This is a genomic window from Halobacillus litoralis (genome assembly GCF_009856415.1).
GTDB classification, from domain to species: Bacteria; Bacillota; Bacilli; order Bacillales; family Halobacillaceae; genus Halobacillus; species Halobacillus litoralis_C.
The window spans coordinates 626,233-647,684 of sequence record NZ_WMEZ01000001.1 but is presented as its reverse complement, the minus strand read 5'-3'; the positions used below and the strand labels follow the sequence as shown (position 1 = coordinate 647,684).

Below are 21,452 nucleotides of genomic sequence, written 5' to 3'. Positions count from 1 at the left end.
TGGTGACTACTGGTGAGCGATGGCACTTTTCAAACGATGGAGTCCAGAGAGCAGGAAATATTCCTATCTTTATTGAAAGATAAATTCAACTTTCGATCCTTCCTGGCCTGCATCAATCTGCAATTTCGCAGGAATTTCTTCTTTCAATTGCTGTACGTGAGAAATAATTCCGAGCATCCGGTTGCCGTCCTGTAAACTTCTGAGGCAGCCAATTGCTTGTTCCAACGAAAGATCATCCAGGGTTCCAAAGCCTTCATCAATGAACAAAGTGTCCAACTGAACACCACCCGCGTATGCCTGAACGACATCAGCCATTCCGAGAGCTAAGCTTAAAGATGTTTTGAAGCCTTCTCCACCAGATAGGGTTCTTACAGAACGCTGCTGCCCTGTGTGATGATCAATCACCTCAAGGTCTAGGCCACTTTGAGCTCCTCGCTTAGCTATAGCATCGCTCCGGATGAGTTGATAACGGTGATCTGTCATCTGATCGAGGCGCAAATTGGCTTGTATGAGAATTTCATCCAAATAAGAGGCCAATACATACCTCTCCAAAGAGAGGCGTAAATGATTGTCCCCGTTTGCAATATGGGCTAACTCCGCAATATCATAATATTTTGCAGCTAGTTCCCCTTGTTCTTCAACAAGCGTTGCGATGTTTTCTCTTATCGATTCATTTTGTTGCAGTGATACGTTTAGATGATTGACCATTTCCCGCTGCTCGTTAAGCTTTCCTTGCATTTCTTCCAATTTCTCTTGAACAGAGGATAATTGTGGTCTTTCTTTTTCTTTGAGCTTTTCATTCAACTCTTCCAGCCGCTCTTTGACAACATGTACTCGTTGACGGTACTGCTGGATTTCGTTGATCATTTGTTCCATTTTTTGTGACGTTCTAATGGCCGATTGATATTCCTCGACCGAACTAAATGAAAATTGAACAAGCGTTTGATCAAATTCGGTTTTCCGTTGTTTTAAAGCCTTTTCCCCTTGCTCCAAGTAGTTTTTTCCTTCTTCGACAGCGGTTTGGATTTTCTGCCATTCGTCCCGTTTTCTTTGATATAAGCTTTGGATATCTTTCCATTTCTTATCTGCATCTTTATATAAGGTTTCAAGTTTTTCCGCTTCTTCTACTAATTCATGAGGAAGATCGGTTGTAGAAGGCAGATTTTCTTTCAATGATTCCAGCTCTGTATTTCGTTTGGTTTGCTCCTGCTGTTGGTCATTGATTGTGTGTTGGAGCGTGTCTTTTTCTTTTTTTAGTGATTCCAATTGTTGATCCATCTGCTCCATTTTCTTCTCAGTGGATTGAATGGCTTCTATTTTTTCTTTAATCCCGTTATATTCTTTATGGATTTTTCCCATCTCATCGGAGCAGGACTGCCTTTCTTTTTCGATCGAATCTTCAGTGAGATCATGTTCCACTTTTAAATCTCTCCAGATGCTTTCGGTCAAGTGACGCTGTGCTTCACCCTCAGATTTCACTTGGATCAATTCATCCTGCGCCTTGTCGAAGGATCGTTCCGCTTCTTTATAACGTTCCCTGAGCTGGTCCACCTGTTCTTCACTCATCACCTCATCCGGCTTCCCTGCCAGATGAGGATGTTCAGAGGAGCCACACACAGGGCAAGGTGCACCCTCACTTAAATGTAAGGAAAGGGTGTACGCATGGTGGTTTCTAATGTCATCCAACGCTTTTTCATAGGACTCTTTTGATGACTGTAATGTTTGCTTTCTTTCCTGATAACGTTTAGAAACAGACTGATATTGTGTGCGCAGTTTGGCCAACTGGAACCACTCTTTGGATAAGCGTTCAAGGGTTTCCTTTCTAGTTTTCAAGGTCTGATAGGACTGCTTTTTCTCATAAGCCGATTCTCTTAAAGACCTCTCGCCTTTTATTTTTTCTTTCATCGATTTTATGTCTTCGTAAATCTTTTGTTCCGTTTCTTTTAAATCTGAGAGGGAACGACGATTATTGTCTATCTCCTTTTCGAGATATTTTAGTCCTCGATCCTTCTTCAAAAACTCTTCCAAAAGATCTTTTTCCCTTAATTTTTGCTGCCAGGCTTCTTTTAACCTGTCACGTTCTTCTTGTTGATCCGCTTCCTTTACATACTCATCCTGAACCTTATCAAACTCTGATTGCACACGATTGTATGTGTCTTCTCTCTCCTTTTGAGTCTTAAGGAGTTGGTCAAGCTCTCTTTTTCGTTCTTCATACTGCTTCTCATACGGTCGGACCTCCGCAGCCTGTTTTGCATGGGCATGTTCGTTCTCCAAATCTTTGATGGCATCCGAATTTTCTTCGAGTTTTTGATGCTCAATGGACAACCTGTCCCTTTCTTCAAAAAGATCCAGGAGCTGCTTTGATTCGTAGTACTGGTTTTGCAAGTGATCTGTGGTTTGCTGAAGCTGATGCACATAAACTTTTTCATTAGTAATCAATTGTTTCTGATGATCGATTCGTTGATTCAATCGTTCCCGGATTTTTGAAAGTTCCTCGTTTTCCATTTCATCGTCTGCTTCTTCGCCCCACACGATTCTCTCTTTCTCCTGAGAAATTTTCCATTCAAATTGATTGATTTCTGACTCCAGTTCCTTCGACTGTTTCTTAAAGTAGTCGGTCACTTCTGCGTAAAACTCTGTCTTGAAAATACGCTGTAAGATTTCCTCTCTCTCTTTACTGTTCTCAGAGATTAACTTACGGAATTCACCCTGAGGAATCATGATCATTTTCCGGAATTGTTCATAATCAAGCCCGAGGATATCTTCAATGTATTCGTTCACTTCTTTGATTTTCGATGCAACCAGTTTCTCTTCTTCACCTTGATGGATATAAAAATCAGCACGGGCAGGCTCTTCTTTCCACCCCTCCCCACGCTCCTTTTTTTTCATTTGTTTTGGCATCCGCACAATGCGATACGTTTTGCCTCGCAATTCGAAAGTGAATTCTACATAGGTTGGCTCTTCTGAATTGGCGAAATGACTACGCATCGAGTCCTGGTCCCGATCGCTGCCACTTGCACGGCCATAAAGGGCAAAACACATGGCATCAAAGATCGTTGTCTTTCCTGCACCTGTAGGACCGGTGATAAGGAAAATCGATTCTTCTCCTAAAGTCGTAAAATCGACCACCTGCTTATCCCGATAAGGACCAAAAGCCGCCATCGTAAGAGTGAGTGCTTTCATCTTATTTCCCCCTCTCTTCTTTTCGTAGCTTATCTATGGCTTGTTCGATCAACTCTTTCCGTTCTAGCGGAATGGATTCCCCTTTAATGTCTTCATAAAAAGAAGCGAAAAGATCCGCATGTGAAAGTTTCTGACGTTTTTTAACTTCCTGCAGTTCTTCCATTTGCAGGTTCGTCTTTGACCTTCGTCTCTCTAAGTGAAGAATATTCGGATACACCTTTCTTAATTTGCCCATAGGATCCACGAGCTGTCCATCATCTAAAAGGCGTACGTGTAAGTAGTTTTCGGTATTTTTAGTGGCTTCTCCAGTAAGAAGGTCTTCAAAATAACCTTCAATGACTTGGAAGTCTCTGATCGGCGTCAGTGGGATTTTTTCTAATTCACACGTACCTTCTCGATTCATATCAATCAGCGTCACAGATTTCGCGTGATTGACTTCAGAAAATGAATATTTCAGTATCGACCCGCTGTACCTTATATAATCTTCTGTCACTCTTTGAGGCTGATGTAGGTGACCGAGGGCGACATAAGAAAAGGCTTTGAATAAACGGGCATCCACATAAGGACTTCCACCGATCATAGAGAGACGCTCTTCAGATTCTGACTCCATTCCCCCAGCTAAAAAGGAGTGGCCGATCCACACATGACGATCTTCCATGTTAAAGCGCTCTTCGATATCCCGTATCAGAACCTCTGCTGCCTGTTGATGTGTTTTAATTTGTTCATCTTCAAACGCATACGCTACTTCAGCAGGCTCTACATAAGGGATAAGATGAAAATGGACAGGGCCGTCTTGATCGTACAATGTCACAGGTTCTCTATTTTTTTGTAATTTCGTATCTAAGAAGAGCCCTTGTCTTCTGAACATCTGACTTCCGAAGTTCAAACGATCGGGACTGTCATGGTTACCCGAAATCGCAAGAACTGGAACCTGGTAGTCATTTATGAGCGTCGTTAACGTTTCATTCAGTAATTCCACCGCTTGTTTTGGTGGGATGGAACGATCGTAGAGGTCCCCTGCTATGATAATGACATCCGGCTCTTCTCTTTTCACAATTTCAACGAATTGTTGAAGAATATAGCGCTGGTCTTCTGTCATATGTACATAATTCACGATTTTCCCCAAATGCCAATCACCTGTGTGTAAAATTTTCATGGATTCACCTCTCTTTTATTCTTCTTCTATTTTGTATTGATCATATAATTGATCGAAAACGGATAAAGCAGAAGGAAATGGTGCATTCCACTCTAAATAAGAACTGATTTCGTCATAAGATTTCGCCTGTTTCGGGAAGCTGTGGTCATCGAACATCCATTCAGCGAGTTGTTTCTCTTCATTATTTTTCTTGTTCCCTCTGTATCTCATCATGTAATGGTAAAAAGATCTCATCGGTTTCGCTCCTCCTCGCATATTCCTACATTATTTTTATCATGTTCCGGCTTTTACAGCAAAAGATATTATTGTAAAACGGAAAACTGGATCTTTTTCTTAAATAGAAGAAAAAGATCAAATAAAAAGCCCAGAGATGTGTATCTCTGGGCCACTTCAAGTGCCTCGTTATTCATCGACTATCTAATCTTCAGATTCCATGAATTCTTGATGATTCTTAAGCTTCTTACGGTAAACGATCCTCGACAGGATGATGCTTACCTCATATAAGAGAATCAAAGGAACGGCAACAACCAATTGCAGGATGAAATCTGGTGGTGAAATGATGGTTCCGATAATGATCAAGATAAAATACGCATATTTCCGTACTTTTACTAAAAAGACGGGATTGACGATACCGAGGCTCGTCAAGAACATGATGAGAATCGGTATCTCAAATAATACAGCAAAAGGAATCGTTACCCTGAAAAGGAATCGGAAATATCGCTCCACCGTATAAATTTCATTGAACATTCCATTATTGAGGGACAATAGAAACGGCAGAATCAACTGAACAAAAACGATGTAGCCAAATGTTAGACCCGCAAGGAACAATAAAAAGATCGCAGGAACGTAGGAAAGCGAAACCCTCCGCTCTTTAGGTGTTAAAGCGGGTTTGACGAATAACCATATTTGCAGGGATAAAATGGGCAAAGTTCCTACGATGGCTACAAGGCTTGCAATCGTGAATATAATCCATATGATTTCACCTGGACTCGTCATATTCAGTTCAAAAGGTAAATCTTTAATAAAGAACATCTGTATTTTTTCTACATAGATAAAGCCAACAATGAAGAAAGTGATAAAAAAAGCTAACGTCCATAAAACGCGTTTTCTCAACTCACTCAAGTGATCGGTCACGTTCATTTCGATATCCTGAGTTATTTTTTGTTCTGACACTACACTCACCTCCAGGCTGATAGGAGCCTGACAAAAAGAAGATGTAAGGGAAAGTCCCTTACACCTTCTTTATTCATTTTATTCTTTGGTTTTCTTTTCCGTCTTACTGCTTTCATCATCAGACATAATGTCGCCTGTAGCTTTCTTGAATTCCTTAAGGGAGCTTCCAAACGCTTTCCCAATCTCAGGAAGTTTTGAAGGGCCAAAAACGACAAGTGCGATGATTAAGATCAGAATGAGACCTGGTACGCCAATACTTGATAACATGGTCAATCACTCCATTAGTTATGTCTTTAACAATTATTGCTTATGTTATTTATTCGTTTTTTCTTCACTAGAGTCACTTGTAAGGTCGCGAGCAGAATTTTTAAACTCTTTTAACGTTTCTCCAGCAGCCTTCCCGATTTCAGGCAATTTTTTAGGGCCGAAAATGACTAACGCAATCGTCAAAATCAAAATCAGACCTGGTATTCCGATACTTGACAGCATGTCCATTCACCGCCTTCAACACGTACTTTATATCCATTTTACAAGAGTAGAGAAAGAAAAGAAACAACTTCACCAAAAATTTCTTCCCATCTTTATCTTTCCTATCATATCATGCTCTGTATTCTATTGTCTCTACCTCGACCACTTTTTAAACAAATCTCTTGCCAAGGCGTATTCTTCTGGAGTGTTCATATTAAAAAAGTGCATGGAAAGTTTCTCCTGATCGATGTCAGGATAAGTGGACAGTTCTTTTATCTTTATATGTTCAAAGAGCCCCCGGACTTTCCTGCCGCCTTGAGATAGATAAAAATCAAGTTTGTCTAGAATGCGTATATGGTATATTCCGGAGATGGGCTGAAATCGTCCCTCATAGACAGGAATCACCGCATCCACGGATTCATCTGCCTCTTGAACCAAACGATGATAAACTTCTTCACTGACAAAAGGTGTATCACAGGCAGACATGACAAACCAGGTGGCCGGCTTTACTCTCATGACCGCATGTAATCCAGCTAGGGGGCCAGCATCTTCGTAAATGTCCTCGACAACTGGATAGGAAACGTTTTTTTGTTCATTCTGGTTCACTATAATGGTTTCGGTCACTTTTGAAAGAGTCGAAGCAATCAATTCCAATGAGGTCATCGAACCGAACGTCAAAGAAGACTTAGCGGTCCCCATTCTTGTCGATCCTCCCCCATTGAGGATCACTCCACACAAATCCTTATGCTGCATCAGGAGCTTTTCCGGTCGTAGGTACGGAAATAATAGTCATACGGGTTCTTTTCATCTTTCAGACCCTTCGTTTCAGAAACAAGTGTCCACTCGGCTTCGTCATACTCTGGAAAATAAGTATCCCCTTCAAAACTTGCATCAATATAAGTCAAATACATGCGGTCCGCATAAGGAAGCATCTTTTCGAAAAGTACACTCCCACCGATCACGAACCATTCTTTATCCGGATTACTCTTCTCCATTTGAAGAATTTCATCGATGGAATGAATGACTGTACATCCTTCCCGGTCGTAATTTTCATTGCTTGTGATCACGATGTGCTCACGCTCAGGAAGCGGCTGAGGAAAGGACTCAAATGTCTTCCTTCCCATAATGATTGTTTTTCCCCATGTGGTGTCCTTGAAGAATTTAAAGTCGTTCGGAATATGCCATGGTAAATCATTGTCTTTGCCGATCAAACGGTTTTTATCCATTGCAAATATGAAAGAAATCATCCTTAACACCCCTTTTTTAATTTATAGTTATTAAAGTATATGGCAGGATTCTTAAAGACTCCGTTTCGAGATGTTTATTGAGCTTATAGGGCTGCGGGGAGTAGCTCCCCTCCGGCCCTTTACCATAAAGAGTCTCGAAACCACTATTTCCAACTTGATGGAGGCGAGTGGTTTAAGCACCCGGATAGGTATTTGAAATACAAATTGTAGTTATAGAGCGCTTTCTGCGTGTAACTCAGGGACAGTGGAAGACAGTCCTTCTTAGTTCATTTCTCACCTGTGTGAACGGGGTGGATGGGAAGCTGAGAGATTCCCATGGGAGAAAGAAGATAGACGAGATCCCTTGGTGCTTCAGGTCGCCCATGGAAGCTCGTCACTCCCACACAGGAAAGCGAGTAGCTTCCCAACCACTCTTACGCTCAACTAGTGAGTCTTCCGCAATCAGGAGTTTATAGGAAGTTCACTATAAAAATTTTCTTCGAGTTAAACAGCTACTGGAGCTTTAATGCTAGGATGAGGATCGTATCCTTCGATGGTGATATCCTCCATATCGAAATTAAATATACTTTCTTTTTCCTTATTCAAAGACAAAGACGGCAAGGATCTAGGTTCTCTCGATAATTGTTCATCGATCTGTTTCATATGATTGCTGTAGATATGAGCATCACCCAGTGTATGAATGAATTCACCGACTTCCAAACCACATTCGTGTGCGATCAAGTGGGTAAGCAGTGCGTAGCTGGCAATATTGAACGGCACTCCCAAGAAGATGTCCCCGCTCCTTTGGTACAACTGACAGGATAATTTTCCATCCGCGGCATAAAACTGAAAAAGAAGATGGCACGGTGGCAGAGCCATGTTTGAGGGAACATCCTCTGGGTTCCATGCGGTTACGATATGTCTTCTGGAGTCAGGGTTATTCTTTATGCTTTCGACCACATTTTGAAGCTGATCAATGGTTTCGCCTCTGCTTGTTTTCCATTCCCTCCATTGTTTTCCGTAAACCGCACCGAGGTCACCGAACTCTTTTGCGAAGGCATCGTCATGTAGGATTTTCTCTTTGAACGTATCCATCTGCTCTTTGTATTGTTTCTTGAATTCCTCATCCTTCTGGCTGCGCCGCCCAAAATCAGTCATATCCGGGCCTTGATAGTCTTCACTCTCCACCCATTTTTGAAAAGCCCACTCGTTCCAAATGTTATTGTTATGTTCCAGTAAATAGCGGATATTCGTATCCCCTTTCATGAACCACAACAGCTCACTAGCAATCAGCTTGAAAGGAACACGCTTTGTTGTCATAAGGGGAAAACCTTCTTGAAGATCAAAGCGCATCTGATGTCCAAAAACAGAAAGGGTACCGGTTCCTGTACGGTCTCCTTTTGAGTTTCCTTCTTTTAATACGTGTTCACACATCTTTAAATAAGCCTGTTCATTCTGTGACATGACTGGTCTCCTCTCTGCATTCTTGTTCACGGTAGAACTCTTCTAAGTATTGAAGCATGAATTGATGACGTCTTTCAGCTTCCTGCTTTCCACATTCGGTATGCATCAATTCTCTTAGTTTCAGTAGTTTTTCATAAAAATGGCTGATGGCATCCTTCTCATCTTCCTTATATATCGGTTGATTAATGGACCCGCCAAAAGCGAAAGCTCGTGCAATGCCGACCGCTCCGATCGCATCTAGTCTGTCAGCATCCTGAATGATTTCTCCAATTCTCGAATTCGGAACAGCGCCTCTTGAAAAAGATACCGTCCGAATCGCATCATCGATCGTATCGACCTCATTTTCTGTGAAACCGACATCCATAAGGAGTTTATCCCTTTGTTGAATCGCCTGTGCCGGATCGGAGAACAATTTATGATCTCCCACATCATGCAGAAGGGCTGCCACTTCACATAAAAATGGATTTTCGCCCTCCTTGATTGCGATGTATTTCGCCCATGAAGCTACCCGTTTCATGTGGACGTCATCGTGCCCACTTGTATCATCTGTGAAGAAATCATTCACAAAATGTCTTATTCTTTCCAGTGCGTCCCTTTTGTCCATGATTTCCTCCTAAAAGTTGAAAAGGTCCATTTGTCGTGGATTAAGGTCTTCATACTTAATATCCAGAAGCTCCTGCATTTCCTTCGCATTATCTGCGGCATCGCCACCTGAATTGTTATTAAACAGAAGAGTGACTTCAGGTGTCATTTTTTCGAGCTTCAACGCTTGTTCTTTCCACTCCTGCAATTCTTCCTCATTGTACCTATACAAAAAGCGGACGCTTCGCCAGTCTTTACGGCCATTTTTGTTCCAACCGTGAATATTTCGGCCATGAAAACGGACCAATGTCTTTTCAGGATGGGTAGGTACAAGTACACGTGGCACAGAACCTTCTCCTGCTTGCGGTTCGTCACAAATGCTGTGGATCCATTGCTGATTTTTCATGAAAGATAGCGTTTGTTCATAATACGAAGGATCGAACCATGAACGGTTTCTGAACTCCAGGGCCAGTGGATAATCTTCCATCCATTCCCGGATATAACGCAGTTTTCTTATATTCTCTTTCCGCACATCAAACCACGGTGGAAATTGAAATAGAAGTGCGTTCACTTGTCCGTTTTCCCAAACGGGCTGGATCGATTCTTCATAACGCTTCATCAAATCCTTTGCTTCCTGAACCGTCCTTGATTCCCTATCATGACCTGTTAACTGTTGAAATGCTTTAATAACAAATGAAAAGGACTCAGGCGTTTCCTTCAGCCATTTTTCATAACGGGTAACGGGTTGGATGGCATAAAAGGCCGTATCTACTTCAACCACAGGAAAGTGAGAAGCATAAGCGGATAATTTCTCCTCTGACCTTGTCCGGTCCGAATAAAGGGCGGGATGGTCTCCCCATCCAGTCAAACCAATGCGAATTGTCACCTTAAGTCCCCCTTACCTTCAATTAACCGTTTCTTCTGTTTCATACTCAACACCATAAATAAATGCGCGACTTGAATGATTATAGCAGATCATTGTCCAACCTTGCATCAGAATAAACCATGGATGACACCCTTGTCATCTACATCCATCCGCAAAGCAGCAGGTTGTTTAGGCAATCCTGGCATGGTCATAACGTCTCCCGTTAAAGCGACAAGGAAACCGGCACCTACCGATGGATATATCTCTCTGACGGTTACCCTGAAGTTTTGCGGACGCCCAAGCTTTTTAGGATCATCGGATAAGGAATATTGAGTTTTAGCCATACAAACAGGGAGCTCTCCAAATCCGAGTTCTATCAGTTGACGAATCTGCTTCTCAGCTTTCGATGAAAAATCAACACCTTCAGCTCCATAAACGTTCGTCACAATTTTACCGATCTTTTCTTCAATAGAGTCTTCCATTTCGTAAATATATTTCATAGGCGTGGTTTTCTTTTCACAAACACTCATCACTTTTTCTGCCAGATCGATGCCACCTTTACCCCCTTCGGCAAAGACGTTTGTAAGGGATACCTCCACCCCTTGTTCTTCACACCATTGAGTGAGATACTCAATTTCCTGCTCTGTATCTGAAGGGAACTGGTTGATCGCCACAACAAAAGGAAGTCCATACTGCTGGATGGTTTCCATGTGCTTTTTCAAATTTCCGACCCCATCCTTTAATGCTTCCACGTTTTCACTTTCCAGCAAACCTTTCTCCAAACCACCATGCATTTTTAATGCCCTGATCGTAGCTACAATAACGACGGCATCAGGTTCAAGGTCGCCTGCTCTCGTTTTAATATCCAAAAACTTCTCTGCTCCAAGATCGGCTCCGAAACCAGCTTCTGTTACCACATAGTCTCCAAGTTTTGCAGCTAAGTTTGTGGCCATCACACTGTTACATCCGTGAGCAATATTCGCAAATGGTCCGCCATGAATAATCGCTGGAGTATTCTCAAGAGTCTGGACAAGGTTTGGTTTGATCGCATCCTTCAAAAGGAGTGTCAAAGCCCCTTCCACTCCTAGTTGTTTCACTTGAACTGGTTTTTTGTCATAGGTGTATCCAATGACAATCTCAGCTAGTCTCTGTTTCATATCCGTGAGGTCTTTCGCTAAACAAAGAATGGCCATCACTTCTGATGCAACCGTGATGTTGAAACCATCTTCTCTCGGAACTCCTTTCACAGGACCACCAAGACCGACGATCACTTCCCTCAAAGCTCTGTCATTTAAATCCATCACACGCTTCCATGAAATTCTTCGCGGATCGATGTTGAGTTCATTTCCTTGATGAATATGATTGTCGATAAAAGCAGAAAGTGCGTTGTTCGCTGATGTAATGGCATGGATATCCCCGGTGAAATGCAGATTGATTTCCTGCATCGGGACCACTTGGGAGTATCCTCCGCCCGCTGCCCCCCCTTTAATACCCATCGTGGGTCCTAGGGAAGGCTCTCTGAGTGCAATCACAGCACGTTGATTCAGCCTGTTCAAGGCTTGTCCCAAACCAACCGTTACTGTGGACTTCCCTTCGCCTGCAGGTGTCGGGTTGATCGATGTCGTTAAGATGATCTTTCCTTTTTTGCGATCAGAAAGTTTATTCAACAGTTGGTCCGACAACTTAGCCTTATAATGTCCATAAGGTTCCCAGTCTTCCTCTGATATGTTCAACTGTTCAGCTATCTGATGGATAGGTTTCATATTAGCTTCCAATGCAATTTCTATATCGGATTTCATTGAGAATCTTTCCTTTCCTTATGTATCTTCTCTCATTGTACCTGACTCTCGTTATGAGTTATAGTATTCCATCCCGGGAAGCGGTTTCAAGTTGTTGTAATTTATTAGAGTCAGAATGTTGACGCTTCTTTTTTCATGCGATATATTTGGGGTAAGCAAATAACACGATCGGAAACATAAATGACAGGTAACTCCTCATAGAAGTGCTTCGGAATTTATTGTTCCGGCCTTCTATGAGGTTTTTTCGGTCTGATATTTGTAATTTCCACGTTTTACGTGCAAGATTTAGGAGGAACAAATCATGCAAAATGGTACAGTCAAATGGTTCAACGCAGAAAAAGGTTACGGTTTCATTCAAGTTGAGGGTGGAAACGACGTATTCGTACACTTCTCTGCTATCGAGGAAGAAGGCTTCAAATCTCTAGAAGAAGGTCAAGCTGTTACTTTCGAAATCGTAGAAGGCGACCGCGGCCCACAAGCTGCGAACGTTGTGAAAGAATAGATGTATCATCAAAAAGCAATCTCCCCGGAGATTGCTTTTTCTTTTCCTCTAACGACTAACAAGCCTCATAACTCTCCCAATCAATATTCAAGATTAGCTCCCTATTCTTGAAGACTCAGTTTCAAGACTTTTGTTGAGTGGATGGGGGCTACGGGGAATGGCTCGCTTTCCGCGGGAGCGCGGTGAGCCTCCTCGGACTACGTCCTGTGGGGTCTCACCATGCACTTTTTTCCCGCAGGAGTCTCGCCATTCCCCTCCGCCCACTTGCCGGAAGAGATTCTCGAAACTACCTTCCAGTAAAAAGAGCTTTTATGGTTGAGAATCCTATATCGACGCAGATTTAGCAGGATTTCACAACACAACTAGGCTGGTTACTATAAGAGGGATTTCGAGAACCTCATTTGGTAAACGGGCGGAGGGAAACGGTGAGACTCCTTTGGGAAGGCGTAGTAGATGAGACACCGCAGAGCGTTAGCTCGAGGAGGCTCATCACTCGCCTACGGAAAGCGAACCTTTTCCCGGAGCCCCTAAACTCCAACAAAAGTTTCGAAACTGAGTTTTCCACAATCCTGCCATAATATTGAATAAGAGAAATGGTTCTTGTCAAATGGGTCGTACCATCGTATAATGGATCGCTGTTGGTTCTATTTACCCGCGGTTCGGGAACTCCCGCGATACCAAAACTAAGGAGGAAAAACGATGAGTAACGAAATCCTATGGGTATTATTTGCACTAATCAATTTCGCATTATTAATTGGCGTTTATCGGTTCTTCGGAAAATCCGGTTTATTTGTATGGATCGGAATGTCCACTGTCCTTGCCAATATCCAAGTAGTCAAGACCGTAGAGATGTTCGGCTTGAATGCGACTCTTGGAAATATTGTATATGGAACAGCCTTCCTAGCCACAGATATCCTTAACGAGAAATATGGAAAAAAAGAAGCCAGAAAAGCTGTTTGGATGGGCTTTTCCACATTGATCATTATGACGATCATCATGCAGTTCGCCATTCTTTTCAATCCTGGTCAAAACGACATCGCTCAACCAGCGTTGCAGGCTTTATTTGGTCTTGTTCCAAGAATCGCACTCGGAAGCATGCTAGCTTATATCGTCAGCCAGTATTTTGATGTATGGCTATATGCTAAACTAAAAAAGCTCTTCCCGTCTGATCGTGCGCTATGGATCAGGAACAATGGGAGTACAATGATCAGTCAATTGTTAGATACGAGCATTTTTTGTTTCATTGCATTTTTCGGTTTGTATCCTTTCGAAATTTGGCTTGAGATTTTCATAACCACGTATATCATTAAATTCATCGTGGCAGCTTTGGATACACCATTCTTTTATATGGCAAAAAAAATGCCGCATTCTGAATGAGGAGGTCATGAGCCATGTTAGAAGTGTACACAGACGCTGCTTGCAGTGGAGACCCGGGGGCTAGTGCTGCAGGAGTGGTCATAAAGCAAAACCAAAAAACAGAAGAATATCAATTCTATTTAGGGACATGGACGAATCATGAGGCGGAGTTCTTAGCTATCATCCATGCTTTGCAAATTTGCAAGGAGAAGTATTCAGGAGAAATCATTTCGATCCGGTCAGATTCAAAAATCGCCGTAGATACCATGGATAAACGATACACGAAAAATGAGAAATTCCTTCCATTGTTTGAAAAGATCATGAACCTTGAAGAGAACTTTTCCTATGTTTTTTATAAATGGATACCTGACAAACAAAATAAGAATGCAGATCGCCTGGCAAGAGAGTGTCTGCAAACGAAACAAAACCCAGATCAGCAATGATCTGGGTTTTCTATTCGTATGTGGTCCTGGCAATGGAAAGCTGCTTTTCGATGGATTCATAGGCCTTTCTTTTACTAGTGATGGATGAGTTTGAAATAAGTTCTAAAATACTAATGAAAAAACTGGGATCAAAAGACTGTTGAATTTTCAAAGTCATATTTACAGCTATAATGGTTTTCCACTCCGGAGCATTAGAAGAGTTATTTCCAAAATATATAAATTGTACGTCTTCATCACTCAATTTGAATCCCTTACTCCAAAGATCTTCTAAGAAGTAAGCTAACGTGTTTCTATCCATAATACTCTCCTAACCTTTTCCGTCATGTCTATGTATTTTCGACATTTTTCTATATCATAACAAAAAAATTGAGGTTATCGGCACTACGACCTGAATTTTTCACGAAAATTTTGTCCTCTTAACAAGAATTCCAAACATGAGAAAAGCCAGGTGCATTCACCTGGCTGAAATGGTCCGTTCGTATCTATTTTTATGGTAGAAATGAGAACTTTGGTTTTTCATTCTGAACACATTCATGACGGTTTGAGCAGGTACGCTTCCCAACTTAGCTAATACGAAAATCATCAGACTACTGTAAACGGCGACCGTTAACAATATGAAAATCACCATTTTGTTCTCACCTTTCTAATTGAAAATGAATTTCATTTCTAAATAGAATATTAACAGACATCCAAGAAATGAGCAATGTTTTTGAAACATTTATATTCTTTCTTGTAATGCCCTTTCCTCCGCAGGAATTCTCACTGTGAGGACAAGCAAATGTAGGAAAGGGAAAATCAGTGCCGTTAAATACGCATGAAACAATACAGGAATGACCATCAACTCAAAGAAGACGATCACATAATTTGGGTGTTTCACAAACCGGTAGATCCCTTTTCGGATAGGTTCTTCATCGGGTAATACGAGAATCCTCGTATTCCATCGTTTTCCTAATGTCCGAATGCAGGCGATTCTGAGAACCTGCAACACGAAAAATCCTGCCAGCGCCACTGAAAAAAATGGTTGCTGAACATATGGAGTCCACACAAACTCTGCAATGATACATACAAAAAATGAGCTGTGCAAAAGAATGAATAGGAAATAGTGTCCTTGCCCCCATTCTTTCGCTCCCCTTTCCACCATCCACTTACGATTCCGATTAGCTAGAGCAAGTTCGCCCAGCCGCTGAAAGATTAAAAAAGCTAAAATCATCCATAAAAAGATTTCCATTCTATTCCCACTCCAAACTTACAATTTCTGAACTAAACCCAGGTCCAAGGGAAGTCATAATCGATTTCGTCCCTTTTTCATGTTGCGTCTTTAAGACTTCATGCAATACGAAATGTACAGTTGGGGAAGACATATTCCCATGAGAGGACAACACCTTTCTTGGGATCTCTAAAGCATCCTCCTTCAAATTGAATACTTCCTCGTAAGCTTCCAACACTTTTCTACCACCAGGATGAGCGACTATAAAAGGCAGGTCTTTAATCAGCCATCCATTACTGCGTACGATTTCTTCTGCATGTACACTCCAAAATTCCTTGACTAACCGAGGGATGCTTTTATTGAAAATTACTTCAAAACCTGTATCTACAACCCTCCACCCCATGACGTCTGTACTGTGGGCTTTTGTTCTAGAACTTGAATTGATGATTTTCGGAAGGGGGTGTTTCTTTTTCTTCAATAAGGAGGATTCATTCCCCGCCACTAAAACAGCGGAAGCTCCGTCACCAAATAAAGCTGTCCCGACGAAATTGCTCACTCTGGCATCCTCGGCTTGAAAGGTCAAGCTGCAAAGTTCTGCGCAAATGACAAGCACATTTTGATCAGGGTGGCCTAGAAGCCATTCATAAGCCTTTGCGACACCGCTTGTTCCTCCTGCACATCCTAGTCCGAACAAGGGGGTTCGTTTCGTTTCTTCTCTGAAACCGAGTTCATTCATAATATAAGCATCAAGGGTAGGGGTGGAAATGCCCGTGGAAGAAACAAAAATAAGATGATCAATGTCTTCTGTAGAAAATTCATCTCCAGGTTGGTTCGATAAACAAGCACGAATCGCTTGTAAACTGTAATCTAAAGCTTTGGTATGGTATAGATGGTTCCTCTCTTCTAGTCCATGATTTTCTTTAAACCACTCTAATGGAGCAGCGAATTGTCGCTCTTTAATATCGGCGTGTTCAAAAATAGGCATCAACCGTTTTTTCTCGTGATCTTTTAGAGGGAACAATTCATAAACGAGCTTTTGAACATCCGATTGATTACAGGAATAGTCAGCACATTGAATGCCTGAAGAAAGTATGTATGGCATTTTCATCCTCCTTTTTTTTACTATGTACAAAAAAAGAAGAAATTATGTCTGTAAATGACCATCACGGTATGATAGCCCCGTGTCAAATGGATCTATTTTTGAGGAGAATCGTATGTCTTTATATCATTCTATTCCTACCGTTCTGAATGGGGGTATTCATACAGTACACCGCATTATGCCATTTGAATTAACAACCGAACAGCCTTCCCTTCTAAATGAAACCCACTTGAATGATGAGCTTCGGTCTCTAATTAGAATAACCGGTGACCTTACAGGAAAGCTATTGATCGAGAGAAGTGAAGCGAGTTTCAGCATAGTAGGAGAAAAGATATATGGGCTCTCCCTGGAAGGTGAAATGCTTTCCTCTTTTACTGGAGAGCTCGGGAATATGATTGCAGGAAATCTTGCCACCATTGTATCTGAGCATGACCTGACTATTGAGATCACTACGCCGTCAGTCATTGGAGGTCTAAGAAAGATGGAAGGTTTCAATAGAGGATTTATTGTCCCTTTAAGCATTGAATAGGAATATCAACTTTCACTCATTTTAATGATCGAAGAAAAACAAAAGATTACATAAAAAAGCGCCATATTCTTATGGCGCTTTTGCTATATCACGCTATGGAAGATTTCACATTAGTGAATGGAAACTTCGATTAAAACCCGTAAATGGTCATGCCTCCATCGACAAACAGCGTCTGCCCTGTCATATAATTTCCAGCGTCTGAAGCTAAAAACACAGCGGCACCACTCAATTCCTCTAATTTGCCAATCCTGTTCAGCGGTGTTCGTTCAAGAATCTCCTGCACATAGGATTCATCCTGCAAAAGTCTTTCTGTGAGTGAGGTTGGGAAATACCAGGGACCAATCGCATTGACATTGATATTATATTTCCCCCATTCTAGAGCAAGGTTTTTTGTCATTTGGATCAACGCGCTTTTGGTCATGGCATAAACAACTCCCGTACGTAAAGCTGTGTGACCTCCGACGGAAGAGATGTTGATGATTTTTCCCTTCTTGGAGGATTTCATTACTTGGCCCACATATTGAGAGAGAAAGAAAGCACTGCGCATATTTGTGGATATGATCTGATCCCACTCTTCCTCTGTTACACGTTCTGCTTCACTTCTAATGTTCATCCCTGCGTTATTGACCCAAATATCAAGCTCCCGCCCATTCCGAACGCGCTCAACTTCCTGGATGATTTCCTTATAATCGTTAATATCCTTACAAATGATCGATGCTTGTTGTCCAAGATCTTCCACTTCTTTTTTTGTTTGTTCCAGGTCCTTCATGTTTCTTGCGATCACAATCACATCCGCGCCGGATTCTGCAAAAGCCAGGGTGATGGCTTTACCTATACCTTTCGTTCCTCCTGTAATGACAGCGAGTTTTCTTTCTAGTCTAAAGTCTGGTAGATGCATCGCTAAAGCCCCCATTAATAGTGTTGAATTTTCAGTATAGTATAACATTTTTGCAATTTCTTTACATGTGGGAAAGCCTGACATAGAATGAAAATCGTGAATAGAAAAAAAGGGGGTTGTCTGTATGAAAAAATGGTTGTTAGCTTTAGGTCTTTCCGGGGCACTCGTTTTAGCAGGATGTAATGGTGACACGGAAGAAGGCACAAACGCAGACACAGAAAACCAGACAGAAGACACGTCGGAAAATCAAGAAAATGATGAACAAAAGGTGAAGAAAGAATTGCTCAGTGCTCAAATGGCTCTGACGAACACATTCAAACCATATCAACAGCAAATTTCTGCTTACAAAGCAGCCGTCTCAGCTGAAGAACCTGATGCAGAAGCCATTCAATCTGCAGCTGAAGAAGCAAAGACAGCAGCAAGCGAAGCTGCTTCCATGGTCGACGATTACACAATTGAAGCCGATCTACCTGAAGATGTGATGACAAAATTCGAAGAAACACTCCCTTCCCTTCAAGCCTATTATGAAGGTGTTGAGAAAGCATTAAATGAAAACATGGAAAATGCAGACTTTACGGCAGCTGAAGAGAAATTCACAGAATTCAACGATCAATTCAATGAAATCCTTAAAGAAGCTGGCTTCCCAGCAACTCCAGATCTGATGGAAGAAATGTCTTAAATAACACAAAGCCCGGCTTATCCAGCCGGGCTTTTTTCATGTTAAAACTGATAGATTTTTTTATATTTATTTGTTAAATAATCTATAAGATGATCAGGATTCAATCCTTCACCAGTAATGTCATTTAAGATTTGCAGCGGTTTTTTCATTTTTCCATACTGATGAACGTTTTCCGTCAGCCATTCCTTGATTTTATGGAAATCGCCTTCTTCAATAGAACGATCCACATCGATTTCTTCTCTCATTTTAGAGTTCAACTGGGCGGCATACATATATCCTAATGCATAGGATGGAAAGTAGCCGAAATCACCACCGGACCAGTGAATATCCTGAAGGACTCCTTCAGAATCATTTTCAGGGGTGGTTCCCAGGTAATCTTCCATCTTCTGATTCCACAGTTCAGGGAGATCCTTCACTTCAATTTCACCAGCAATCAATGCTTTTTCCAGCTCATAGCGAACCATAATGTGCAAGCAATACGTCAACTCGTCCGCTTCAATTCGAATCAGGGATGGTTTTACTTCATTGACAGCCGGATAAAACTTCTCCAAAGATAAGTTTTGGAAGTGCCCAGGAGCATAGTTTTTGAACAACTCATAATGATTTCTCCAAAAGCCTTCACTACGAGCTATAAAGTTCTCCCAAAACAGGGATTGTGATTCATGGATACCCATGCTCGTCCCGTCAGCAAGAGGTGTAAAAGCAAGCTTTGGGTCGATGTTCTGTTCATAAAGGGCATGTCCACCTTCGTGAATCGTTCCAAAAACAGCTGTCCGGAAATCTTTTTCGTCGTATTTCGTTGTAACCCTGACATCATTGGTATTTAGTCCGATGGCAAAAGGGTGCACCGTCTCATCTAACCGGCCCGCTTCAAAATCATAACCCATGCGCTCCAAGATCACTTCGCTAAACTCAGCCTGGCGCTCTTTAGAAAAATGGCCCTGCAGGACGGTCGGATCGGGTTGATTAGGGGCTTCTTTGATTTGTTTGAGAAGGTCAGTTAGAGCTTTTCTGACCTTTGGAAACACTTTATCCAGCACTTCCACAGTCACACCGGGCTCATAATTATTCAACAAAGCATCATAGCGGTGATCTCCATATCCCCAGTAATCCGCGAATTTGCGGTTGTATTCAACCAGCTTTTCTAAATAAGGGCGGAAACTTTCAAAGTCATTGTTACTTTTAGCTTCTCCCCACATGGATTCAGCTTGGGTTTGGAGCGTCACATAAGCTCTATACTCATTGGCAGGGATTTTTGCTGTTTTATCGTACGTCTCTTCCGCTTCTTCTACCGCTCTTTTCAGAATGGGGTCTTGAGCCTTGTTTTTCAACTTATCGATATATCCACGCATTTCATCTGATGTTTGTATTTCATGGACTTTTTGAGACATGACCCCAATTACTTCCGAGCGCCCTTCGATTCCTTTTCGTGGTGCTTTTGTTCTCATATCCCAAGCCATCAGCCCAATGGCTTCCCCATAAGCCGATTGTTCTTTTAAGAGATCCATAAATTTCTGTTCAGTTGTTTTACTCAAATTTACCTCTCCCCTTCACCTAAATGAATAACTTTATCAAACGAATCAAAAACCGAATCCTTTGCCATTGTCAGGCTTCGATTTTGGTTTCCTTCCGAAATACTGATAATAATCCGTTTTAATAAAGCCATTGAAGAGCTTCCGTTTTTTAGTGGCAGGCTTTCCGTAAAGTTTCTCAAATCCTTCGTGAGAAGTAAGAATGTACACACTCCAGGATGGGTGATCACGCATGATCGTACCAAGATTGCGGTACATCTCTTCCACTTCTTCCCGCTCACCCATACGCTCTCCATAAGGAGGATTAGACACAAGGTAGCCATTCTCCTGCTTCGGTTTGAAATCACTCATCTGCATTTGTTTCCAAGTGATTAGTTCTCCAAGTCCTGCTTCCATCGCATTTTTTCTCGCGATCTCAATTAAGTCAGGATCAATATCTGAGCCGAAAATTTGAAGTGGTTGATCATAATTCGCTGCATCTTCCGCTTCTTGAAAAGCATCATCCCAAACCTTTTGTGGAATGAAACTCCAATTCTCAGAAGCGAATTCCCTGTTAAAACCTGGGGCGATGTTCTGACCAATTAATGCCGCTTCAATTGCAATTGTGCCTGAGCCACAAAAAGGATCTACAAACGGTTGGTCAGGGGTCCAATTTGTAATTTGTACGAGTGCTGCGGCCAATGTCTCTTTTAATGGCGCTTCCCCTTGGCCTACGCGGTATCCCCGTTTATGCAAGCCACTTCCTGATGTATCAATTGTCAGTAACGCCTCGTCCTTATGAATGGCCACTTCCACCCGATAAAAGGCCCCGGTTTCTTTCAACCATGAATCAATGCCATGTTTAACTTTCAAACGTTCTACAATCGCTTTCTTAACAATCGATTGACAATCCGGAACACTGTATAGTTTCGATTTCACTGATTTACCGACAACAGGAAACTCCCCGTCTTCTTCTATAAAAGTTTCCCACGGCAATGCCTTCGTGTTTTCGAAAAGCTCATCAAATGATGTGGCTTTGAACTTTCCAACCAACAATTTGACACGATCCGCTGTTCGAAGCCAGAGATTGGCTCTCGGTATCGCTGAAACGTCCGCTTCAAAAACAACTCTTCCGTTTTCAATCTGTATGTCTTCATATCCTAAGGCTTTAACTTCTTTCCCAACTATAGCTTCAAGTCCCATAGCTGCCGTTGCAATCAACGTAACTTTATTCGACATGATGAACCTCCTTCATATGTAGCATGAACAAACAAGAACGTTTTCCTTCACTAATACATGTTATACAAAAGAA

The 21,452-nt window shown here is 41.8% G+C and carries 24 protein-coding genes; 5 read left to right on the top strand and 19 right to left on the bottom strand.

Annotation, left to right across the window (positions count from 1 at the left end; genetic code table 11):
- Window positions 1-69: 69 nt before the first annotated feature.
- From GLV98_RS03515 to GLV98_RS03460, 12 genes are all read right to left on the bottom strand, one after another.
- A complete protein-coding gene (locus tag GLV98_RS03515; RefSeq protein ID WP_160912134.1) occupies window positions 70-3,183 on the bottom strand; it encodes an AAA family ATPase in 3,114 nt (1,037 codons plus the stop codon).
- A 1-nt stretch (window position 3,184) separates the two neighbouring features.
- Window positions 3,185-4,339 carry an exonuclease SbcCD subunit D gene (locus GLV98_RS03510; protein WP_160912132.1) on the bottom strand — a complete coding sequence of 385 codons (1,155 nt, stop codon included), beginning with the start codon at window positions 4,337-4,339 and terminating at the stop codon, window positions 3,185-3,187.
- A 15-nt stretch (window positions 4,340-4,354) separates the two neighbouring features.
- On the bottom strand, window positions 4,355-4,573 hold the full coding sequence (locus GLV98_RS03505) for a YozE family protein (RefSeq protein ID WP_160912130.1): 219 nt from the start codon (window positions 4,571-4,573) through the stop codon (window positions 4,355-4,357).
- 183 nt (window positions 4,574-4,756) lie between these two features.
- On the bottom strand, window positions 4,757-5,479 hold the full coding sequence (gene tatC / locus GLV98_RS03500) for a twin-arginine translocase subunit TatC (protein ID WP_160912946.1): 723 nt from the start codon (window positions 5,477-5,479) through the stop codon (window positions 4,757-4,759).
- Between the two features lie 111 nt (window positions 5,480-5,590).
- Window positions 5,591-5,779 carry a twin-arginine translocase TatA/TatE family subunit gene (gene tatA / locus GLV98_RS03495; RefSeq protein ID WP_089652525.1) on the bottom strand — a complete coding sequence of 63 codons (189 nt, stop codon included), beginning with the start codon at window positions 5,777-5,779 and terminating at the stop codon, window positions 5,591-5,593.
- Between the two features lie 45 nt (window positions 5,780-5,824).
- Entirely contained in the window at window positions 5,825-6,001 is a 177-nt protein-coding gene (locus tag GLV98_RS03490; RefSeq protein WP_089652603.1) for a twin-arginine translocase TatA/TatE family subunit, read from the bottom strand.
- A 132-nt stretch (window positions 6,002-6,133) separates the two neighbouring features.
- Window positions 6,134-6,733 (bottom strand): molybdenum cofactor guanylyltransferase, encoded by a 600-nt coding sequence (mobA, locus tag GLV98_RS03485; protein ID WP_272917272.1) that lies wholly within the window; start codon window positions 6,731-6,733, stop codon window positions 6,134-6,136.
- Entirely contained in the window at window positions 6,733-7,227 is a 495-nt protein-coding gene (locus GLV98_RS03480) for a dihydrofolate reductase (RefSeq protein WP_160912126.1), read from the bottom strand. Before GLV98_RS03480 ends, mobA begins: the two co-directional genes overlap by 1 nt.
- Window positions 7,228-7,710: 483 nt before the next feature.
- Window positions 7,711-8,670 carry a thymidylate synthase gene (locus tag GLV98_RS03475; RefSeq protein ID WP_160912124.1) on the bottom strand — a complete coding sequence of 320 codons (960 nt, stop codon included), beginning with the start codon at window positions 8,668-8,670 and terminating at the stop codon, window positions 7,711-7,713.
- Window positions 8,657-9,274, bottom strand: a complete 618-nt coding sequence (locus GLV98_RS03470) for an HD domain-containing protein (protein ID WP_160912122.1) — start codon at window positions 9,272-9,274, stop codon at window positions 8,657-8,659. The genes GLV98_RS03475 and GLV98_RS03470 overlap by 14 nt, the downstream gene beginning before the upstream one ends.
- Before the next feature lie 9 nt (window positions 9,275-9,283).
- Entirely contained in the window at window positions 9,284-10,138 is an 855-nt protein-coding gene (locus GLV98_RS03465) for a DUF72 domain-containing protein (RefSeq protein WP_160912120.1), read from the bottom strand.
- Between the two features lie 107 nt (window positions 10,139-10,245).
- Window positions 10,246-11,916, bottom strand: a complete 1,671-nt coding sequence (locus GLV98_RS03460; protein ID WP_160912118.1) for a formate--tetrahydrofolate ligase — start codon at window positions 11,914-11,916, stop codon at window positions 10,246-10,248.
- Between the two features lie 301 nt (window positions 11,917-12,217).
- On the opposite strand from GLV98_RS03460, the gene cspD reads away from it, so the two are divergent.
- The 3 genes from cspD (at window position 12,218) to GLV98_RS03445 (ending at window position 14,217) form a co-directional block, all read left to right on the top strand.
- Window positions 12,218-12,418, top strand: coding sequence for a cold-shock protein CspD (cspD, locus tag GLV98_RS03455; RefSeq protein WP_160912117.1), 201 nt, complete (start codon window positions 12,218-12,220; stop codon window positions 12,416-12,418).
- Between the two features lie 699 nt (window positions 12,419-13,117).
- Window positions 13,118-13,795, top strand: a complete 678-nt coding sequence (locus tag GLV98_RS03450; RefSeq protein WP_160912115.1) for a queuosine precursor transporter — start codon at window positions 13,118-13,120, stop codon at window positions 13,793-13,795.
- 14 nt (window positions 13,796-13,809) lie between these two features.
- Window positions 13,810-14,217 carry a ribonuclease HI family protein gene (locus GLV98_RS03445; protein WP_160912113.1) on the top strand — a complete coding sequence of 136 codons (408 nt, stop codon included), beginning with the start codon at window positions 13,810-13,812 and terminating at the stop codon, window positions 14,215-14,217.
- 10 nt (window positions 14,218-14,227) lie between these two features.
- On the opposite strand, the gene GLV98_RS03440 is transcribed toward GLV98_RS03445, so the two are convergent.
- The 4 genes from GLV98_RS03440 to GLV98_RS03425 form a co-directional block, all read right to left on the bottom strand.
- Entirely contained in the window at window positions 14,228-14,515 is a 288-nt protein-coding gene (locus tag GLV98_RS03440; protein WP_160912111.1) for a DUF6123 family protein, read from the bottom strand.
- Window positions 14,516-14,671: 156 nt separating this feature from the next.
- The gene (locus tag GLV98_RS03435) at window positions 14,672-14,845 is read right to left on the bottom strand and encodes a hypothetical protein (protein WP_160912109.1); all 174 of its coding nucleotides are present in this window, start codon (window positions 14,843-14,845) and stop codon (window positions 14,672-14,674) included.
- A gap of 90 nt (window positions 14,846-14,935) precedes the next feature.
- Complete coding sequence (locus GLV98_RS03430) at window positions 14,936-15,445, bottom strand: isoprenylcysteine carboxyl methyltransferase family protein (RefSeq protein ID WP_160912107.1); 510 nt, start codon at window positions 15,443-15,445, stop codon at window positions 14,936-14,938.
- A gap of 1 nt (window position 15,446) precedes the next feature.
- Entirely contained in the window at window positions 15,447-16,526 is a 1,080-nt protein-coding gene (locus GLV98_RS03425) for a type III polyketide synthase (RefSeq protein ID WP_160912105.1), read from the bottom strand.
- A 112-nt stretch (window positions 16,527-16,638) separates the two neighbouring features.
- Here GLV98_RS03425 and GLV98_RS03420 point away from each other — a divergent pair, with 112 nt between their 5' ends.
- Window positions 16,639-17,052 carry a chemotaxis protein CheX gene (locus GLV98_RS03420; RefSeq protein WP_160912103.1) on the top strand — a complete coding sequence of 138 codons (414 nt, stop codon included), beginning with the start codon at window positions 16,639-16,641 and terminating at the stop codon, window positions 17,050-17,052.
- A gap of 130 nt (window positions 17,053-17,182) precedes the next feature.
- Here the strand turns inward: GLV98_RS03420 and GLV98_RS03415 are convergent, their stop codons facing one another.
- Complete coding sequence (locus GLV98_RS03415) at window positions 17,183-17,950, bottom strand: SDR family NAD(P)-dependent oxidoreductase (RefSeq protein WP_160912101.1); 768 nt, start codon at window positions 17,948-17,950, stop codon at window positions 17,183-17,185.
- A 124-nt stretch (window positions 17,951-18,074) separates the two neighbouring features.
- Between GLV98_RS03415 and GLV98_RS03410 the strand changes: the two genes are divergently transcribed.
- Window positions 18,075-18,629 (top strand): hypothetical protein, encoded by a 555-nt coding sequence (locus GLV98_RS03410; RefSeq protein WP_160912099.1) that lies wholly within the window; start codon window positions 18,075-18,077, stop codon window positions 18,627-18,629.
- 41 nt (window positions 18,630-18,670) lie between these two features.
- Here the strand turns inward: GLV98_RS03410 and GLV98_RS03405 are convergent, their stop codons facing one another.
- Window positions 18,671-20,137, bottom strand: coding sequence for a carboxypeptidase M32 (locus tag GLV98_RS03405; protein ID WP_160912944.1), 1,467 nt, complete (start codon window positions 20,135-20,137; stop codon window positions 18,671-18,673).
- A 72-nt stretch (window positions 20,138-20,209) separates the two neighbouring features.
- The gene (locus GLV98_RS03400; RefSeq protein ID WP_160912097.1) at window positions 20,210-21,379 is read right to left on the bottom strand and encodes a THUMP domain-containing class I SAM-dependent RNA methyltransferase; all 1,170 of its coding nucleotides are present in this window, start codon (window positions 21,377-21,379) and stop codon (window positions 20,210-20,212) included.
- Window positions 21,380-21,452: the final 73 nt, after the last annotated feature.

Excerpts from the sequence above, each read along its gene's own strand:
- GLV98_RS03515 (WP_160912134.1), bottom strand. The coding sequence starts at position 3,183 with ATGAAAGCACTCACTCTTACGATGGCGGCTTTTGGTCCTTATCGGGAT.
- GLV98_RS03510 (WP_160912132.1), bottom strand. The coding sequence starts at position 4,339 with ATGAAAATTTTACACACAGGTGATTGGCATTTGGGGAAAATCGTGAAT.
- GLV98_RS03505 (WP_160912130.1), bottom strand. The coding sequence starts at position 4,573 with ATGAGATCTTTTTACCATTACATGATGAGATACAGAGGGAACAAGAAA.
- tatC (WP_160912946.1), bottom strand. The coding sequence starts at position 5,479 with ATGAACGTGACCGATCACTTGAGTGAGTTGAGAAAACGCGTTTTATGG.
- tatA (WP_089652525.1), bottom strand. The coding sequence starts at position 5,779 with ATGTTATCAAGTATTGGCGTACCAGGTCTCATTCTGATCTTAATCATC.
- GLV98_RS03490 (WP_089652603.1), bottom strand. The coding sequence starts at position 6,001 with ATGCTGTCAAGTATCGGAATACCAGGTCTGATTTTGATTTTGACGATT.
- mobA (WP_272917272.1), bottom strand. The coding sequence starts at position 6,733 with ATGCAGCATAAGGATTTGTGTGGAGTGATCCTCAATGGGGGAGGATCG.
- GLV98_RS03480 (WP_160912126.1), bottom strand. The coding sequence starts at position 7,227 with ATGATTTCTTTCATATTTGCAATGGATAAAAACCGTTTGATCGGCAAA.
- GLV98_RS03475 (WP_160912124.1), bottom strand. The coding sequence starts at position 8,670 with ATGTCACAGAATGAACAGGCTTATTTAAAGATGTGTGAACACGTATTA.
- GLV98_RS03470 (WP_160912122.1), bottom strand. The coding sequence starts at position 9,274 with ATGGACAAAAGGGACGCACTGGAAAGAATAAGACATTTTGTGAATGAT.
- GLV98_RS03460 (WP_160912118.1), bottom strand. The coding sequence starts at position 11,916 with ATGAAATCCGATATAGAAATTGCATTGGAAGCTAATATGAAACCTATC.
- cspD (WP_160912117.1), top strand. The coding sequence starts at position 12,218 with ATGCAAAATGGTACAGTCAAATGGTTCAACGCAGAAAAAGGTTACGGT.
- GLV98_RS03450 (WP_160912115.1), top strand. The coding sequence starts at position 13,118 with ATGAGTAACGAAATCCTATGGGTATTATTTGCACTAATCAATTTCGCA.
- GLV98_RS03445 (WP_160912113.1), top strand. The coding sequence starts at position 13,810 with ATGTTAGAAGTGTACACAGACGCTGCTTGCAGTGGAGACCCGGGGGCT.
- GLV98_RS03440 (WP_160912111.1), bottom strand. The coding sequence starts at position 14,515 with ATGGATAGAAACACGTTAGCTTACTTCTTAGAAGATCTTTGGAGTAAG.
- GLV98_RS03435 (WP_160912109.1), bottom strand. The coding sequence starts at position 14,845 with ATGGTGATTTTCATATTGTTAACGGTCGCCGTTTACAGTAGTCTGATG.
- GLV98_RS03430 (WP_160912107.1), bottom strand. The coding sequence starts at position 15,445 with ATGGAAATCTTTTTATGGATGATTTTAGCTTTTTTAATCTTTCAGCGG.
- GLV98_RS03425 (WP_160912105.1), bottom strand. The coding sequence starts at position 16,526 with ATGCCATACATACTTTCTTCAGGCATTCAATGTGCTGACTATTCCTGT.
- GLV98_RS03420 (WP_160912103.1), top strand. The coding sequence starts at position 16,639 with ATGTCTTTATATCATTCTATTCCTACCGTTCTGAATGGGGGTATTCAT.
- GLV98_RS03415 (WP_160912101.1), bottom strand. The coding sequence starts at position 17,950 with ATGCATCTACCAGACTTTAGACTAGAAAGAAAACTCGCTGTCATTACA.
- GLV98_RS03410 (WP_160912099.1), top strand. The coding sequence starts at position 18,075 with ATGAAAAAATGGTTGTTAGCTTTAGGTCTTTCCGGGGCACTCGTTTTA.
- GLV98_RS03405 (WP_160912944.1), bottom strand. The coding sequence starts at position 20,137 with ATGGATCTCTTAAAAGAACAATCGGCTTATGGGGAAGCCATTGGGCTG.
- GLV98_RS03400 (WP_160912097.1), bottom strand. The coding sequence starts at position 21,379 with ATGTCGAATAAAGTTACGTTGATTGCAACGGCAGCTATGGGACTTGAA.